Below are 15,539 nucleotides of genomic sequence, written 5' to 3'. Positions count from 1 at the left end.
TCTTGGAATTGTTTTAATTAATTATCTAAACCATAACCAAGACTCCGCAATGCGCGCTCGTCATCGGCCCAACCTGATTTGACTTTGACCCATAGCTCTAAAAATACTTTAGCATCAAACAGCGTTTCCATATCTTTGCGCGCTTCGGCGCCGATGGTCTTAAGTCGTTGACCGCCCTTCCCTATTACCATGCTTTTCTGGCTGTCTCGTTCTACCAGAATTAGGCCGTTTATCCGGTACATCCCATTTTCACTCAGTAAAAATTGCTCTATCTCGACTGTTACTGAGTAAGGTAATTCGTCACCGGTGAAACGCATGAGTTTTTCACGAATGATCTCTGATGCCATGAAACGGCTTGAGCGATCGGTTATGTAATCCTCTGGAAAATAAAACTCACTAGGAGGCAAACTGTGTTGCACTAGCTTGCGTAACTCTTCCACATTTTTGCCAGTTTTAGCTGAAACAGGCATAATTTTTTGAAATGTGTGCTGTTCGCCCAACCACTTTAGGTGGGGCAGCATTGTTTCTTTATCTTTAACGTTGTCGGACTTATTTACGATCAACCAACAAGGCGCATTACTCTGTTGTATTTTTGTCAGGACCATTTGGTCGTCATCCGTCCACTTTGTGCCTTCGACCAAAAACAACACCAATCCAACGTCTCCAATAGAACTAGAGGCCGCACGGTTCATAAAACGGTTAATCGCCCGTTTTTCTTCAATATGTAAGCCGGGGGTATCAACATAGACAGCTTGGTATTGCTCTTCGCTGTCGATGCCCATAATTCTGTGTCTTGTGGTTTGTGGCTTACGTGAGGTAATACTGACTTTTTGTCCCAATAATTTATTGAGTAAAGTCGACTTACCTACATTAGGTCGGCCTACAATAGCAATCATGCCGCAATAGGTATTATCCTGCATTTGATAATTTCTCGAAGGCTTGTCTAGCAGCCTTTTGTTCTGCTTTTCGACGACTGTTGCCTTTACCTACAGTAGCTTGACTTAATCCTACTACCGAGCATTCGACGTGAAAAATTTGTTCATGGGATTGGCCTGCGATTTCAGTTACCTCGTATAAAGGCAAAGGTAATTTTCTGGCCTGCAAATATTCTTGTAAACGGGTTTTATCATCTTTAGAAACCAGTTGCGGGTCAAGTTCAGCTAAGCGCGTCGCAAACCATTGCAAAACGATAGGTTCACATTGGGATAAACCACTCTCTAAATAAATAGCGCCAATAATAGCTTCTATTGCATCAGCTAAAATAGAGTCTCGCCTAAAACCACCACTTTTTAATTCACCGGGACCTAATAATAGCAAATCGCCTAAATCAAACTCTCTGGCTAAGGCGGCAAGCGTATCACCTTTGACCAAGTTAGAGCGCATGCGTGTCAATTTACCTTCAGGTTGCGAAGGAAAACGTTCAAAAAGTTCTTTGGCGATAACCATACCCAGTATGGCATCACCCAGAAACTCCAGTCGTTCATTGTGCTTTTTATTAGCACTGCGATGCGTAAGCGCTAATTTTAAATTAGCGGGGTCGTTAAACGTGTATCCAATCTTTTTATATAAACTGACATAAGGATCGACAAGTTGCATTTATTGAATGCCACCCACTCGTTCAAATCTAACACCAGTAGGGATCCAACCCGGTACCCAACTACTTGGCACACGGTCAAACTCAAAACTAATCCAAATAGCCACTGCTTTACCAACTAGGTTTTCTTCAGGTACAAATCCCCAAAAACGACCATCTAGACTGTTGTCACGGTTGTCGCCCATCACAAAATAGTGCCCTTCTGGCACTAACCATTCGTCAACCTGCGTGCCTGGCTGTTGGTAGTATTCGCTAGAACGATTGCTTTTACTGGTAGTGCGATAAATCTGATGGCTGACTTCACCTAATTGTTCAGTTAACTTTTCAAGAGGTGCAAAATTTTGGAATTCTTCACCAACACTTTCAAATTTTAACTCCACCGTTTGCAAAGCAGGGCAATTATCAGGGGTACCGCATGCAGGTTTAATCTGCAGTTGTTTGTTACGATAAATTACCGTATCACCGGGCAAACCCACTACACGTTTAATGTAATCCAAACGAGTATCAACAGGGTATTTAAATACCACGACATCCCCTCTTTTTGGCTCACCAATATCCACAAATTTTTTACGCATGACAGGATCTTTAAGGCCATAGGTAAACTTTTCAACTAAGATAAAGTCCCCCACTAACAAAGTAGGCATCATTGAACCTGATGGGATTTGAAAGGGTTCGTATAAAAATGAACGCAGCACTAAGACAAAGGCTATTACAGGAAATATCTGTTGTGCCGTATCTACCAGCCACGGCAATTGTTCATCGGCTTTAAGGCCTGCATTATCTCCTTGCATTGTGCCAGCTAGCGCCATACGTTCACGTCTTTTAGCGGCAAACAGCAAACTATCGAGTAACCAGATTAAGCCAGAGCCAATAGTCAATACGACTAAAAAGATAGAAAAATAATTTGCCATTTATTTACCCACCTTCAATATTGCCATAAATGCGTCTTGAGGTAGTTCAACGTTCCCTACTTGTTTCATCCGTTTTTTACCTTCTTTTTGCTTCTGCAATAACTTTTTCTTACGGCTCACATCACCACCGTAACACTTTGCAATAACGTTTTTGCGTAATTGTTTAATGGTACTTCTGGCGATTATTTGGTTGCCGATCGCTGCTTGAATAGCAATATCAAACATCTGTCTTGGAATGATTTCACGCAATTTTTCAACGATATCGCGCCCCCGGCCTTGTGCATTATCACGGTGTGTAATCATTGCCAAGGCGTCAACTTTTTCAGCGTTAATTAGGATATCTAAGCGCGCCATGTTGGCCGCCTGGAAGCGTTTAAAATTGTAGTCCAAAGAGGCAAAACCACGGCTGGTAGATTTCAGTCTGTCAAAGAAATCCACCACGACTTCGGCCATAGGTAAGTCATAACTCAAAGCAACCTGTTTACCATGATAGGTCATGTTATTTTGTGTGCCGCGTTTTTCTACACATAGAGTTATCACGTTGCCTAAATATTCTTGTGGCACCAGTATATTCGCTTCAACGATGGGCTCACGAATTTCTTGAATATTATTAACTGGCGGCAATTTTGAAGGATTATCAACATAGATAATCTCACCTGATGAATCCACAACTTCATAAACAACGGTAGGCGCAGTAGTGATCAAATCGAGATTATATTCACGTTCTAATCTTTCTTGAACAATTTCCATATGTAACATGCCGAGGAAACCTATGCGGAAACCAAAGCCCAAGGCAGATGAACTTTCTGGTTCAAAAAATAAAGAAGCATCATTTAAACTTAATTTGTTTAATGCGTCTCTGAAGTCTTCGTAATCGTCTGAGCTAATTGGAAACATACCGGCATAAACTTGCGGTTTAATTTTCTTAAAGCCAGGCAGAGCCTGAGCCGCAGGATCCTTAGCAAGAGTGATGGTATCGCCAACGGGAGCGCCATGGATTTCTTTAATACCGGCGATGATAAAACCCACTTCTCCGGCACTTAACACTCCAGTATCGGTGGCTTTAGGTGTGAAAATCCCAACCTTATCAACTTGATGCACCACGCCATTTGACATGATTTTCATTTTGTCGTTTTTACGCAACTGCCCATCAATGATTCTCACCAACGATACAACGCCTTGGTAGTTGTCAAACCATGAATCAACAATTAAGGCTTTTAATGGCTTGTTTACATCGCCTTCGGGAGGGGGGACTTGATTAACAATAACCTCAAGTACATCTTCGATACCGATACCGGTTTTGGCCGAACAACGTACTGCGTTCATCGCTGAAATACCGACAATGTCTTCAATCTCAGCAGCAACGCGATCGGGCTCTGCTTGAGGTAAGTCAATTTTATTAATAATTGGAACCACTTCCATCTCGAGCTCGATGGCGGTGTAGCAATTTGCAAGGGTTTGCGCTTCAACACCTTGACCAGCATCAACCACCAATAAGGCACCCTCACAGGCCGCTAGAGAACGAGAAACCTCGTAGGTAAAGTCGACGTGACCCGGCGTGTCGATAAAATTCAACTGATAGGTTTCACCATCTTTTGCGACATAGTTAAGCGTAACGCTTTGTGCCTTAATAGTAATACCGCGTTCTCGTTCAATATCCATTGAATCGAGCACTTGCTCAGCCATTTCACGAGCCTGAAGGCCACCGCAGTGCTGAATAAGTCTGTCTGAGAGGGTTGATTTACCGTGATCAATGTGGGCGATGATAGAAAAGTTACGTATGTGCTTCATTTGCATAGCGATTTAGAAAAATACCTAGTGCTGTTGCTTTCCCCAAGCGCTTGTTTGAACAATGCAAGCATGCTCAGGCGAAATACGGGAACAATTTGATTAAATAGGGGTGGATTTTACATTTTTATAGTTAACTTTGCGACAATGATCTCAGGAATACTTGAGCTAATCACCTAAGATTTTCAATTTGTCACAAATTTTTGACTGAAATAGTCTCTACGGGGTTCGGATACACTTCTATCAACGTAGGACAGTACTGTAAATTATTGGCTTCAGCCAACTTATTTCTGATCAGCAGAAAAACAACACCCGCCATAATAAAGCCTGTCAATACCACCCATAATTCCGATTCTAAGGCTAAAAACGGCATAACATAACTTGCCAATGACGAGCCTAAAATGAGCCCAAGAAGAGGAAGTAAATAGACTTGTAATGAGGCGCTTAGCAATGCCTCTTCGGGCACTCCCAACTTGACTTTTTGGCCGATAACTACAGCGTGTTCATAAGGTAATTTTATACTTTGTTTTTTAGGTGAGAAAGCTTTGGCTACCACACTGGTTCCACAATTAGTTTGTGCTTGGCAAGAACTGCAGGTTGTCTTAATGGCAGTTTCAACCCAAATGTTCTGTACGCCATGTTCTTGAGTTACAGAAACAATAGTTCCCACTTCTTCGATCATCGTTTTCTAAGTACTTGAATTGATTTCAATATTGCATCAGCTGTCGCAGCAGGTACTTTGCCAACCACCGTAACACTGACTTCACCTACTTGGCGAGTCAATATGGTATTGGATTCGTGTCGACCAATTATATCTTGAGGCGCGTTAAGACTGGGTAAAGGTTGCAAATAAATAGAAACATCGACTAAACCATCTGACAATAAGATGTAATCAACCACATCTCCTGTCATGGGTAAACGATGAATATCTTGTTTTACAATATGCATACCCATTGGCAAATTCGTAATATCCCATCTCGGCGGATTGCTTGCTGAATTGGGGAGTTCGAGAATGTCCGGCAGCATATCTTGTTCAATTTTTGCAAAAAATGGGTCAGGGCTGTCACTGACATGGATACCGGTCACTTGAATTTGCTCGATTAATTGTCCCTCAAGATTGACCATGTTCATTTTAAGGATTAAGCCAGTTTCTTGATCTAACCATAAATTAAGTCCAAATCGACTTTTGTCTTTACTGATGACTCTGAGTTGTTGAGCTGAGCGCCCCGAAATTCGGCTTCTACCAACTAAAACAAATTCATAACCATCAAATAATTGCTCTGGATTATACAACAGTTCACTGGGAAATGGCCCATTGATAGTCTGAGACCGCAAACTGTAGGGCGGCACGTTTGGTTCAAAATAACTCACTTTGTTGCCCACACGCACAATTTCTCTGCCTGGGCCATTAAGTAGATTAAGTTGCTCCATCTCAACGCCCCTTGTGTCAATGCCGTGTCGCCATAAATACGGCTGCGAATCCACACCGGGCTTTAACACAACCAAAGAAATACTGTAGTTGAGAGTTTGTACCGCTTCAGAGAGCTTCTTCAACCATCCTTCGGCGTTATCAATGGGATAAGATGGATTTGAATTTTCTGGAACAGGAGAAAGGCTTTGTTCTTCTTGGGCGATACCCACAAATGACACTAAACACAAACTAAGCAGCCCAACCTGAAATTGGGCTGCGAAGCGCTTAAGGATTTTGCTCAACGACGTTAGACTGCGAATCACTCTTTTCAACTTGTTGTTCCACATCAGAAATTGGATTTAATTCTACAGATTTTAACTGCATTTGTTGCTGATGATCAGCAATATAAGCATTAATTCTGCGTTTTTGCTCAACCATGTCATTTTGAGGTACCGTCGAGGTTTGCTCGAAACTCACAGGAGATAAGCCCCCTGGAATACCTAATATCGGGGCCGCCGAGTTAAATGGTTGTTCCACATCTGATTGATTATATTGTTGAACTCCAATAATCATTGCAACGGCAACTGATGCTGCAATGGCCATTTGACCACCTTGCTTGACAAACGGAATAACAGCGCTTATCACAGGGGCATCACGCCATGTCTTTCTAGGAGCCAATATAGCTGGCTCTGACTCCAGTGCTAAGGCAACATTTGCAGCGATGTCGAATTGCAATTGATTTGGTAACTCTTTCCGAAGACCGTAACGCACTAAATGATAAGAGTGCCATTTTGCTTGTAACTCTTTATCATCTTTAATCGCGGCAATCGTATCATTACCCTGCATATCAAATTGAGTGTTTTCACCATCAATTAGAGCTGACAAATTTTCAAACTTTTGCGACATACAAATTGTTTCCCGCTAAATATAAATTAAGTATCTAAAACCATTTAACCGAGGCTTAATCATTCATAAGCATTGGTTGAATCACTTTATCTAATGCTTCTCTGGCCCGGAAAATCCTTGATCTTACCGTACCAACAGGACAATCCATGACATTGGCTATATCTTCATAGCTCATTCCGTCTAGCTCTCGCAGGCTAATGGCCATACGCAAGTCTTCAGGTAACTGTTCTAACGTATCAAATAACACCTTTTCCATTTGATCAGACATCAAACTTTTTTCTGGTGAGTTATTTTCTTTTAACGCATCGCTACCATCGTAAAAATCGGCTTCTTCAGCGTCAACATCATTCGCTGGTGGTTTTCTGCCTTGCGATACCAGGTAATTTTTAGCGCTGTTTACCGCTATCCTATAAAGCCACGTGTAAAATGCACTATCACCTCTGAAACTCGGTAAAGCTCGGTATGCTTTTATAAACGCTTCTTGCGATACATCGGCTACGTCACCCGTATTTTTCACATAACGCGAAACCAGATAAGCCACTTTATGCTGGTACTTCACCACCAGCAGACCAAAAGCATTTTTGTCTCCGCGCTGCACTTTTTCAACTATTTGTTGATCTGTGAATTGCTCGCTCATTCGAGCCTTTACTCCTTTACGAATTAATACTGCGACTCATGCAAGCACAAGTATTGACTGCGGCTTGCTATGAAAGTTCGATTTTACATCAGTTTTTTATCAAAAAATTTGCACTTTGAGAAAACCTGTCTATTAAGTGAGCAGTTTTACAGGATTTATCGTCTAAACCCTTTGGAATGATTGTAATTTTTAGGCTGTTAATTAGTATGACAGGACTTATTAAGTTTAATTGCGAGTAGTGTATGCACTCAAGCGTCGAACATCAATGTGATGTCCTTATTATTGGCAGTGGTGCGGCGGGTTTAAGTTTAGCACTGAAACTTGCAGAGCATTGTCAAGTTATCGTGCTCAGCAAAAGTGATATATCTGAAGGGTCAACAAAGTATGCTCAAGGCGGCATTGCCGCGGTATTTGATGAAGACGATTCCATAGACAGCCATGTGGAAGATACGCTAAACGCTGGGGCAGGCTTATGTAATAAAGACGCCGTTTATTTTACTGCTTCTCGCGCCAAGAAGTGCATGCAGTGGTTAATAGAATTTGGTATGCCATTTGATCAAATAGCTGGTATCGAAAAAACTGCGGCCAATCCAGAAACACGCTTTCATCTTACCAGAGAAGGCGGACACAGCCACCGCCGCATTTTACACTCTGCAGATGCCACTGGTGCAGCGGTCCAACTGACCTTAGTAGAGGCAGTAAAACACCATCCTAATATTCATCTATTTCAACGTTACAATGCTATTGACCTCATAAAAAGCAGCTCGAATAAAGACGTTATTATCGGCGCTTACGTGTGGAATAGAAAACGAGAAAGTGTAGAAGTTATCCGCTCAAGATTCGTCGCACTCGCAACAGGCGGTGCCAGTAAAGTGTATCAATACACCTCAAATCCAGATGTCTCCAGTGGAGATGGGATAGCCATGGCGTGGCGCTCTGGTTGCCGTGTCGCCAATATGGAATTTAACCAATTTCACCCTACTTGTCTGTATCACCCTGAAGCTCGTAACTTTCTTATTACCGAAGCCTTAAGGGGCGAAGGAGCAAAGTTATGCCATGCCGATGGCACCCCTTTCATGCATCGCTTTGACGAAAGAGGCGATTTAGCTCCGCGAGATATTGTAGCCCGTGCAATCGATTTTGAAATGAAACGCTTAGGTGCTGATTGCATGTATTTAGACATCAGTCATAAACCTAGCGACTTTATCGTCCAGCATTTCCCTAACATTTATCGAAAGTGCCGTTCCTTAGGTATTGATATCACTCAGCAAGCCATCCCTGTGGTACCCGCTGCTCACTATAGCTGTGGCGGTGTAATGACAGACTTTGATGCAAAAACTGATTTGGACAATCTCTACGCGATTGGCGAGGTAGCCTATACCGGTTTGCATGGTGCAAATCGCATGGCGAGCAACTCTTTATTAGAGTGCATTGTTTATGCCCATGCAGCTGCCGATCATATAGTCAATCGTCTGGAGGAAACCAGGGAAGCGGAGCCCATTAAGTCTTGGGATGAGAGTCAGGTAAGCAATTCAGATGAAGAAGTCATCATACAGCACAATTGGCATGAGCTGAGATTATTCATGTGGGACTATGTGGGAATAGTCCGTACCAACAAACGTCTAGAGCGAGCACAACACCGAATCGCTCTATTAAAACAAGAAGTGGATGAATATTACTCGCATTTTAAAGTGAGCAATAACTTGTTGGAGTTACGTAACTTATTGACCGTAGCAGATTTGATCGTTAGGTGCGCGCAAGATCGCAAAGAAAGCCGTGGCCTACATTATAATCTCGATTATCCCGAGCTATTAGAAAATTCAGGCCCTACTATCATAGCAGGTAAAACTAGCTAGTTTCAGAACTACGTATGCGTCAATCTGCCTGTCATATGTTCAACAGGCAGATTGTGCTTCGCACTTTTAACCGCAAAGTTTAATTCTTTCGCATAGCCCTGTTGAGCTTGCTGGTAAAAGCCAACATTATTAGGTAAATAAAGCGGTTTTTTAAAGGTAACTTCACACTTAAATGGCTTTCCGACTATATTCTTGTTGTTTTCAAATAACGCTGAAATCACTCGAGACTTTAACCACATCCCATGAACAATATGGCCCTTAAAACCAAATAACTTTGCAGTCAAGGGATACAAATGAATGGGATTATAGTCACCCGAACAATTTGCATACAGCCTTCCCAAATTACTGTTTAATGCCCACTGCTGTTGATCACTTAGCAGGGATGTACTTTCAGTGTACTCAATCAATTTTGTTCGAATGGCCGACATATTACGTTTCAGATATTGATGTTGTGCGCTGAGCACACGAACCCCATTCACATAAAAGTGGCTCGCAATAAGAAATTTCCAGCCAATATCTGATTTTGTAATTTCACCAAATTCGCAGGTTATATCAATGCGATCAGAAGCAAGCACCACCTTGTATTGCTCGATGTGATTGTATAAGTGCACTAAACCAATCACGGAAAACGGAAACTGCTGATGTAACATGAGTTTGATTTGTAAAGGAAAAGCCAAGGTATGCAAATAGCCAGGGTGAACAGCCTCATTGTCTCGCCAATGCACGGTTTGATTAAATCGCTGGATTCGAACGGCGTCTAATGTGATGTTTTGAACCCGAAATCGCAATAAAGGCAATGAATTTTCACAGTCAAAGATGACCGCTTTTTTCATTAGAATACTAGGAACGAGGTGCAAAAACGGGGGTACGCGAGTAAGCGTCTGTTCGATAATTTTTGGCATATTCTATTGTGATTTTTTCTGTTGCAGTAACAAAATAATCCGACAAAGGCGACGATAATCTGCTTCGCTTACCTGATCTTTATACACAAAAACCCATTGTGCAGTTTTAGCGTCAATTGGCGAAATAAGATGGACCCACAGCAACCAAGGTGTCACTCTCGACTTTCCACTAACGCGCCATTGAGATGGATTATCCTGCTCTAAATCGTCCCACTCCCCTTGCACACTTACCGCGATCAAGCGAGGCAATGTTTTCTTGCAGGCCAGTAAGCTCGTAAACGCGAACCAAAGAATGATGCTGGCAAAAAGAAATTGAATGACATGTTGGTAAGGCATAATGTTAGATTGCCAGTGACAAATCGATGCTAAAATAAGGCCCCAAAACAGTAATAGTACGAAAAACTTATACTGTGATGGAGCTAATTCAATCCTATACTTTGACACGACTTAGTATATGGCTAATCATGGCTTTAATTTCTGGGTCTTTGCATTCTAAGTGACCCATAAACCAAGCATATAAATCAGGATCATCAAACGTGAGCAGACGTTCAAATATAAGTTGATGCTCATCATCAAGCTGTTCAAAACCATTTTCAACAAAAGGCATAAACAACACATCTAGTTCTAACATTCCACGCCGACAGGCCCATTTCAATCGACCTAATCGTTGTTTATCAAACATGTTTTTTCCTCATTTTCACGTGTCCCCGTTATTTACTCATTGAAAAAATCACAACATGATACCATTAATACGACGTAGCGCATTTTTGGATGCATTGAAGCATTAAGAACCCAACACTTGCAAACGAAACAAATTAACTCCAACAAATTAGAGATAAATATGGTTCCTAGCGATTTCTATACAAGCTTAACTGAAAAAGGCGTGATCCAACTCTCAGGCGCAGAAAGAGAGAAGTATCTGCAAGGCCAAGTCACCGCGGATGTCGCTTCGCTAAAAGGAGACAATGCACTGTTAGCCTGTCACTGTGACTTTAAGGGCAAAACGTGGAGTGTAAGTTACTTACTCAGTTGGAAAGAATCTTTACTGCTGATAACTCACTGTTCGGTGATTGAAAAATCACTGGCTGAGCTTAAGAAATACGGTGTATTCGCCAAAGTTGATATAATCGATGCCAGTAACGATTGGATAGTTACAGGCGGTGTGGGCAAAGAAACTGAAGCTGAAATCATTCGGGTTTTTGGTCACTTACCTGAAAAACATCAAGACTATTGCAAAAATGACCAGGGTATTGCTCTACTCCTTGAAGGTAACATCAAGCGCTATCTTATTCTGCAACCTAAAACAGCTAATGATCTCATTACGATAAAGCCGTCGCCTCTTCATGAAAGTAGTTGGGAGATTGAGGATATTAAAGCAGGCATTGCCGATGTTCGAGCGCAAACATGCAATGAATTTGTGCCTCAAATGATGAACCTACAACAACTTAATGCCATCAGTTTCACAAAAGGGTGTTATATGGGGCAAGAAGTTGTCGCTCGAACAAAATACCTAGGTAAAAATAAACGGGCTGCTTTTAGGCTACATTCTGAAACGTCCAGAGCAGTAGGCATTGGCGAAAAGTTAGAAGTACAGATGGGCGAAAATTGGCGCCCAGCAGGAACCGTGTTGCGTTGCGGTGTTGCCAATGAACAAACTTGGTTACTCGCCACATTGGCCTCCGACACAGAAATTGGTACCATTGTGCGCTTAAAAGATGTGCCTGAAGCTCTCTTTACTGTTATGCCACAACCATACGAATTAACCTAAATTTAGGTTAAGCCAACTCATGCTTTTGATGCTTAGCCAAGTATCAGCACAATTAATATTTGGACCATGATGAAAATTACTCAAGATACTGTAGCCACCATTCACTTCACTGTCTGTACAGAAGATGGAACTCAAATAGATTCGTCACGCGAAGGTAAACCAATGGACTACCTGCAGGGCAGCCACTACCTCATACAAGGATTAGAAAATGAATTAGAGGGCAAACAAGCCGGTGACAAGTTTGCAATTGATGTTACCCCAGAACTTGCCTACGGCGAACGTCACGATGCCCTTGTACAAGTTGTGCCAAAATCAATGTTTGCAGACTTAGAAGTGAATCCTGGTATGACGTTTCGTGCAACCACGGATGATGGCGAACAATCAGTAATGGTCATAGATGTCACTGACGATGAAGTCGTCGTTGACGGAAACCATCCTCTTTCGGGTTTAACCTTGAATTTTGATGTTGAAGTGCTGGCGGTCAGAGCTGCGACGGATGAGGAAATTGCCCATGGGCATCCTCACTCTGAAGAAGGCTGTGGCCACAACCACTAAATCGATTAAAAAATTAGCGGATTTTTAAAAATAGTATTATCAAAAGAAAGGTGGCTTGCTGTAGCCCGTTAGCCACCTCCATCCTCTTTTTATTAAAGCCTTTGGTTAGTCAACTGTCTAGTAGCCCTTGCCACGCAATCCAACTAACAATTTGATTTACTGCCGTAAATTGATTTTATTCCCGAATATTCCATACTCCGAGTGGCTGTAATTAAAATTTGACCGATAACAACTACGTTAATGATCTGACTTTTGGAGTCCACAATGTCTATCCTACGAAAATTCATACTATTCTTAAGCGCTGTCATTGTCTTTTTTACCTTAGTGCTAGGCATTATCAACGCGTTATCGGTCTCATCGAATATTCAAAAGCGTGTTGAAACTGAAAAACAACAAACTACAGACCAATTACTAACAATCTTAGATATAACCGACAGCCTCATGTCTGAGCGGGTTAAAAGCAGCATGAAGTTGTTACTGGAGCGGGTGAACGAGCTGGGAGTTGCAAGTTTAGGGGAGTTAACACAAGTAAACGGTGCTGATGCTTCTCAATTGACATTAGGCAGTCAGAATATCGCAAATAATTTTGACTTAGTGGATGGCTTAACTCAAGTCATGGATGGCACTGCCACCCTATTCAGCGAATACAACGGCGACTTTATTCGCATCTCTACCAATGTAATGAAAGAGGGAAAAAGAGCGATCGGCACCAAATTATCGCCTAATGGAAAGGCTATCGCTCAGATAAAAGCTAAAAAAGCCTATTATGGACAAGTGGATATACTAGGTAATCCTTACCTCACAGGCTATGAGCCACTGTTTGACACCAATAACAAGGTGGTTGGCATCGCTTATGTCGGGTATTCCGCTGATCTGTTGGCGCTAGAGAAAGCCTTGAATGAAAGTAAAATACTAGAACAAGGGTTTGCTTTATTAAGAGACAGTAAAGGCAATGTAAGACTGCATTCCAAACATGTTGACTTAAACACGATAAATCAAGCCCTTGATGGCAGTTCAGACAAATGGAGTGTCAATGTTATCCCTTTTCAAAAATGGGGTTATGACATTGTACTGGCCTATTCCTTAGAAGAAGAGCAAGGCATTTTAATCAAAGAACTAACATGGCTTTTAATCAAAATTTTAGTGGGTGGTGCCGGTGTTCTATTTAGTATTTTCTTTTTGGTGAAATACTTTGTAGGCAAACCTCTGACTAATTTTATTAGTGTCATCAATAGTATTGCTAACAAAGACGGAGATTTAACGGTTAGATTTAATGAAAAAAGTAATGACGAGTTTGGCGCCATGGCCAAGGGGTTTAACTTACTGCTCAGTAAACTCCAAATCACTATCCGAGAAATTAATCAATCTACGCAAGAGCTTGCCACCAGCGGTGCTGAGTTAATGGGTATTGCAGAGCAGTCAAAACATCTCGCCAAACAAGTAACCGACAAGAGTTTAAGTATTTCAGGCTCAATTTCTATTTTACAAACTAACTCTCAAGATGTAGCGAACAATACCAAATTGGCAAATCAAGCAGCGCAAGTGTCTGATGATGAAACCAATCGCAGTGTGAAAGCCTTGGATGTCACGATCCAAAAAATACAAACCCAAGCAGATGAAATTAATAAATCAGTGGATGTCATTCAAAGTCTAGCCAAATCCAGTGATGAGATAAGTGGGGTGTTAGAAGTTATCCGCACGATTGCTGAACAAACTAACTTATTAGCTTTGAATGCAGCCATTGAAGCGGCTCGAGCAGGTGAACAAGGTCGTGGCTTTGCCGTGGTAGCAGATGAGGTGAGATCGTTAGCGAGCCGCACACAAACCTCGACCACAGAAATTCAAGCTATGATAGAGCGCCTTCAGTCAGGTAGTAAACAAGCGACAAGCATAATGACAACGAATAAAGGCATAGCCTTCGAGACAGTCAGTTCAACGGAGGAAGCCGGCCAAACACTGCGAAGTGCTTTGGAATCTGTTTCGCAAATTTATGCACTTAATGCTCAAACATCAGATTATGTCGCTCAGCAAATAAAGATTTCAGAACACATCAGCCAAGAGGTGAAAATCATTAATGACATGGGCGTCAATAATGTAGATTACGCCAACCAAGTGAGCCAAAACTGTAAAGAGTTGTTAGCAACAGTAACGAGTATTCAAAATTACTTGGCGCAATATAAAATCAAATAACGACGAGAAAATAGAGTCATAAAGAGGGGTAATTAAAACTTGAAACCGAATTTGAGGTCAGGGCAGACCTCAATTCTGAAAATAAATCGCTACCATTAATCAACTAGGCCTTTGGGCATATCATCACGCATTTCTTGCCAAATTTTGCCACTTTTAATGCCATAGGTTCTGATCACTAATGGAACCTGTTTGTAATCACCTGACTGAGCTAGTTCAAGCAATTGATGGTAATACGCTGTAGTTAATTCACGGGATTTAGGGTTTGAGAAAAAATAGCCCCCAATCCTTGAATACAAGCCTTTAAATCCATTCATCATTAACACATACACCGGATTACCTGAGGCATTGGCTAAATCATGGGTCAATTGATAGTCATTGCTCGCAAATTCGATACCATTATCTGGTGCGTCACAATACTTTTGCATTATTTCGATGGCTCTTTGCTGGTTATTCCGAATAGCACCACGTATAAACACCGCACTTAAATTCGTTCTCGCGGCCAGTAGGTTATCAACAAGTTCTGGGATCCCTTCTTCATCGAGGCGGGCAAGTGTCTCGAGTATATTCAGGCCGGAGGTTTCCCAAAAATTATTGACCTTGGTCGGTTTACCGTGTTGGATCGTTAACCATCCATCGCGAGCAAGTCTTTGTAACACCTCACGTAGGGTCGTACGAGTGACACCAATAAGTTCAGACAATTCGCGCTCCGCTGGTAAAATCGTACCGGGGGGAAAGCGTCCGCTCCATATAGATTCCACTATGTATTCTTCAGCAAACCCTGCAGGACTTTGTGCCTTATAAATCATTTATTACTCGCTTGGATGATTATGTTGTTATTATTTGTTAACTGATTGTACCAGAGGAATTTTAATCGGAACAATTAAACTTTGTTGGATGTTTTACCGCTATAATTTTACTGAGGCTCGAATGCGATAACATTACCTTAATTTTAATCGCATAATAATATGTAAGCTTTAGATTTACCTTGCTTTTTTACGTTACACTATTTAAAACAGCTATA

Annotated in this window: 16 protein-coding genes; 4 read left to right on the top strand and 12 right to left on the bottom strand. The window is 41.7% G+C overall.

All coding sequences use genetic code 11. The features are described from left to right. Positions 1 to 17: 17 nt before the first annotated feature. The 8 genes from era to rpoE form a co-directional block, all read right to left on the bottom strand. The gene (gene era / locus NWQ57_RS00495) at positions 18 to 920 is read right to left on the bottom strand and encodes a GTPase Era (RefSeq protein WP_306019952.1); all 903 of its coding nucleotides are present in this window, start codon (positions 918 to 920) and stop codon (positions 18 to 20) included. After that, complete coding sequence (rnc, locus tag NWQ57_RS00490) at positions 910 to 1,596, bottom strand: ribonuclease III (protein WP_306019951.1); 687 nt, start codon at positions 1,594 to 1,596, stop codon at positions 910 to 912. The genes era and rnc overlap by 11 nt, the downstream gene beginning before the upstream one ends. Further along, positions 1,597 to 2,505 (bottom strand): signal peptidase I, encoded by a 909-nt coding sequence (gene lepB, locus NWQ57_RS00485; protein WP_306019950.1) that lies wholly within the window; start codon positions 2,503 to 2,505, stop codon positions 1,597 to 1,599. Beyond that, positions 2,506 to 4,302 (bottom strand): translation elongation factor 4, encoded by a 1,797-nt coding sequence (gene lepA, locus NWQ57_RS00480; RefSeq protein WP_306019949.1) that lies wholly within the window; start codon positions 4,300 to 4,302, stop codon positions 2,506 to 2,508. Positions 4,303 to 4,486: 184 nt separating this feature from the next. Then, the gene (locus NWQ57_RS00475) at positions 4,487 to 4,975 is read right to left on the bottom strand and encodes a SoxR reducing system RseC family protein (protein ID WP_306019948.1); all 489 of its coding nucleotides are present in this window, start codon (positions 4,973 to 4,975) and stop codon (positions 4,487 to 4,489) included. Beyond that, positions 4,972 to 6,027, bottom strand: a complete 1,056-nt coding sequence (locus NWQ57_RS00470) for a MucB/RseB C-terminal domain-containing protein (protein WP_306019997.1) — start codon at positions 6,025 to 6,027, stop codon at positions 4,972 to 4,974. Before NWQ57_RS00470 ends, NWQ57_RS00475 begins: the two co-directional genes overlap by 4 nt. Then, positions 5,990 to 6,610, bottom strand: coding sequence for a sigma-E factor negative regulatory protein (locus NWQ57_RS00465; RefSeq protein ID WP_306019945.1), 621 nt, complete (start codon positions 6,608 to 6,610; stop codon positions 5,990 to 5,992). The genes NWQ57_RS00470 and NWQ57_RS00465 overlap by 38 nt, the downstream gene beginning before the upstream one ends. A gap of 55 nt (positions 6,611 to 6,665) precedes the next feature. Beyond that, entirely contained in the window at positions 6,666 to 7,247 is a 582-nt protein-coding gene (rpoE, locus tag NWQ57_RS00460) for an RNA polymerase sigma factor RpoE (protein WP_306019944.1), read from the bottom strand. A 242-nt stretch (positions 7,248 to 7,489) separates the two neighbouring features. Between rpoE and nadB the strand changes: the two genes are divergently transcribed. Next, the gene (gene nadB, locus NWQ57_RS00455) at positions 7,490 to 9,103 is read left to right on the top strand and encodes an L-aspartate oxidase (protein ID WP_306019943.1); all 1,614 of its coding nucleotides are present in this window, start codon (positions 7,490 to 7,492) and stop codon (positions 9,101 to 9,103) included. A gap of 8 nt (positions 9,104 to 9,111) precedes the next feature. Here the strand turns inward: nadB and NWQ57_RS00450 are convergent, their stop codons facing one another. From NWQ57_RS00450 to NWQ57_RS00440, 3 genes are all read right to left on the bottom strand, one after another. Continuing rightward, the gene (locus tag NWQ57_RS00450; RefSeq protein ID WP_306019942.1) at positions 9,112 to 9,936 is read right to left on the bottom strand and encodes a MaoC/PaaZ C-terminal domain-containing protein; all 825 of its coding nucleotides are present in this window, start codon (positions 9,934 to 9,936) and stop codon (positions 9,112 to 9,114) included. A gap of 72 nt (positions 9,937 to 10,008) precedes the next feature. Then, on the bottom strand, positions 10,009 to 10,449 hold the full coding sequence (locus NWQ57_RS00445; protein ID WP_372340868.1) for a protein YgfX: 441 nt from the start codon (positions 10,447 to 10,449) through the stop codon (positions 10,009 to 10,011). Further along, positions 10,436 to 10,687, bottom strand: a complete 252-nt coding sequence (locus tag NWQ57_RS00440; protein WP_306019939.1) for a succinate dehydrogenase assembly factor 2 — start codon at positions 10,685 to 10,687, stop codon at positions 10,436 to 10,438. Before NWQ57_RS00440 ends, NWQ57_RS00445 begins: the two co-directional genes overlap by 14 nt. A gap of 159 nt (positions 10,688 to 10,846) precedes the next feature. Here NWQ57_RS00440 and ygfZ point away from each other — a divergent pair, with 159 nt between their 5' ends. From ygfZ to NWQ57_RS00425, 3 genes are all read left to right on the top strand, one after another. Next, positions 10,847 to 11,773, top strand: a complete 927-nt coding sequence (gene ygfZ, locus NWQ57_RS00435) for a tRNA-modifying protein YgfZ (RefSeq protein ID WP_306019937.1) — start codon at positions 10,847 to 10,849, stop codon at positions 11,771 to 11,773. A gap of 69 nt (positions 11,774 to 11,842) precedes the next feature. Further along, complete coding sequence (locus tag NWQ57_RS00430) at positions 11,843 to 12,328, top strand: peptidylprolyl isomerase (RefSeq protein WP_306019936.1); 486 nt, start codon at positions 11,843 to 11,845, stop codon at positions 12,326 to 12,328. A 264-nt stretch (positions 12,329 to 12,592) separates the two neighbouring features. Next, positions 12,593 to 14,518, top strand: coding sequence for a Cache 3/Cache 2 fusion domain-containing protein (locus tag NWQ57_RS00425; RefSeq protein ID WP_306019935.1), 1,926 nt, complete (start codon positions 12,593 to 12,595; stop codon positions 14,516 to 14,518). A 95-nt stretch (positions 14,519 to 14,613) separates the two neighbouring features. Here the strand turns inward: NWQ57_RS00425 and fadR are convergent, their stop codons facing one another. Beyond that, positions 14,614 to 15,324: a fatty acid metabolism transcriptional regulator FadR gene (gene fadR / locus NWQ57_RS00420; protein WP_306019934.1), complete on the bottom strand. Its 711-nt coding sequence runs from the start codon at positions 15,322 to 15,324 to the stop codon at positions 14,614 to 14,616. Positions 15,325 to 15,539 lie beyond the last annotated feature (215 nt).

The sequence above is a fragment of the Paraglaciecola sp. genome (assembly GCF_030730205.1).
In the GTDB taxonomy this organism is placed as follows: domain Bacteria; phylum Pseudomonadota; class Gammaproteobacteria; order Enterobacterales; family Alteromonadaceae; genus Paraglaciecola.
Note: the sequence above shows the minus strand (reverse complement) of the source record. Positions and strands in the feature narration are given on the sequence as shown.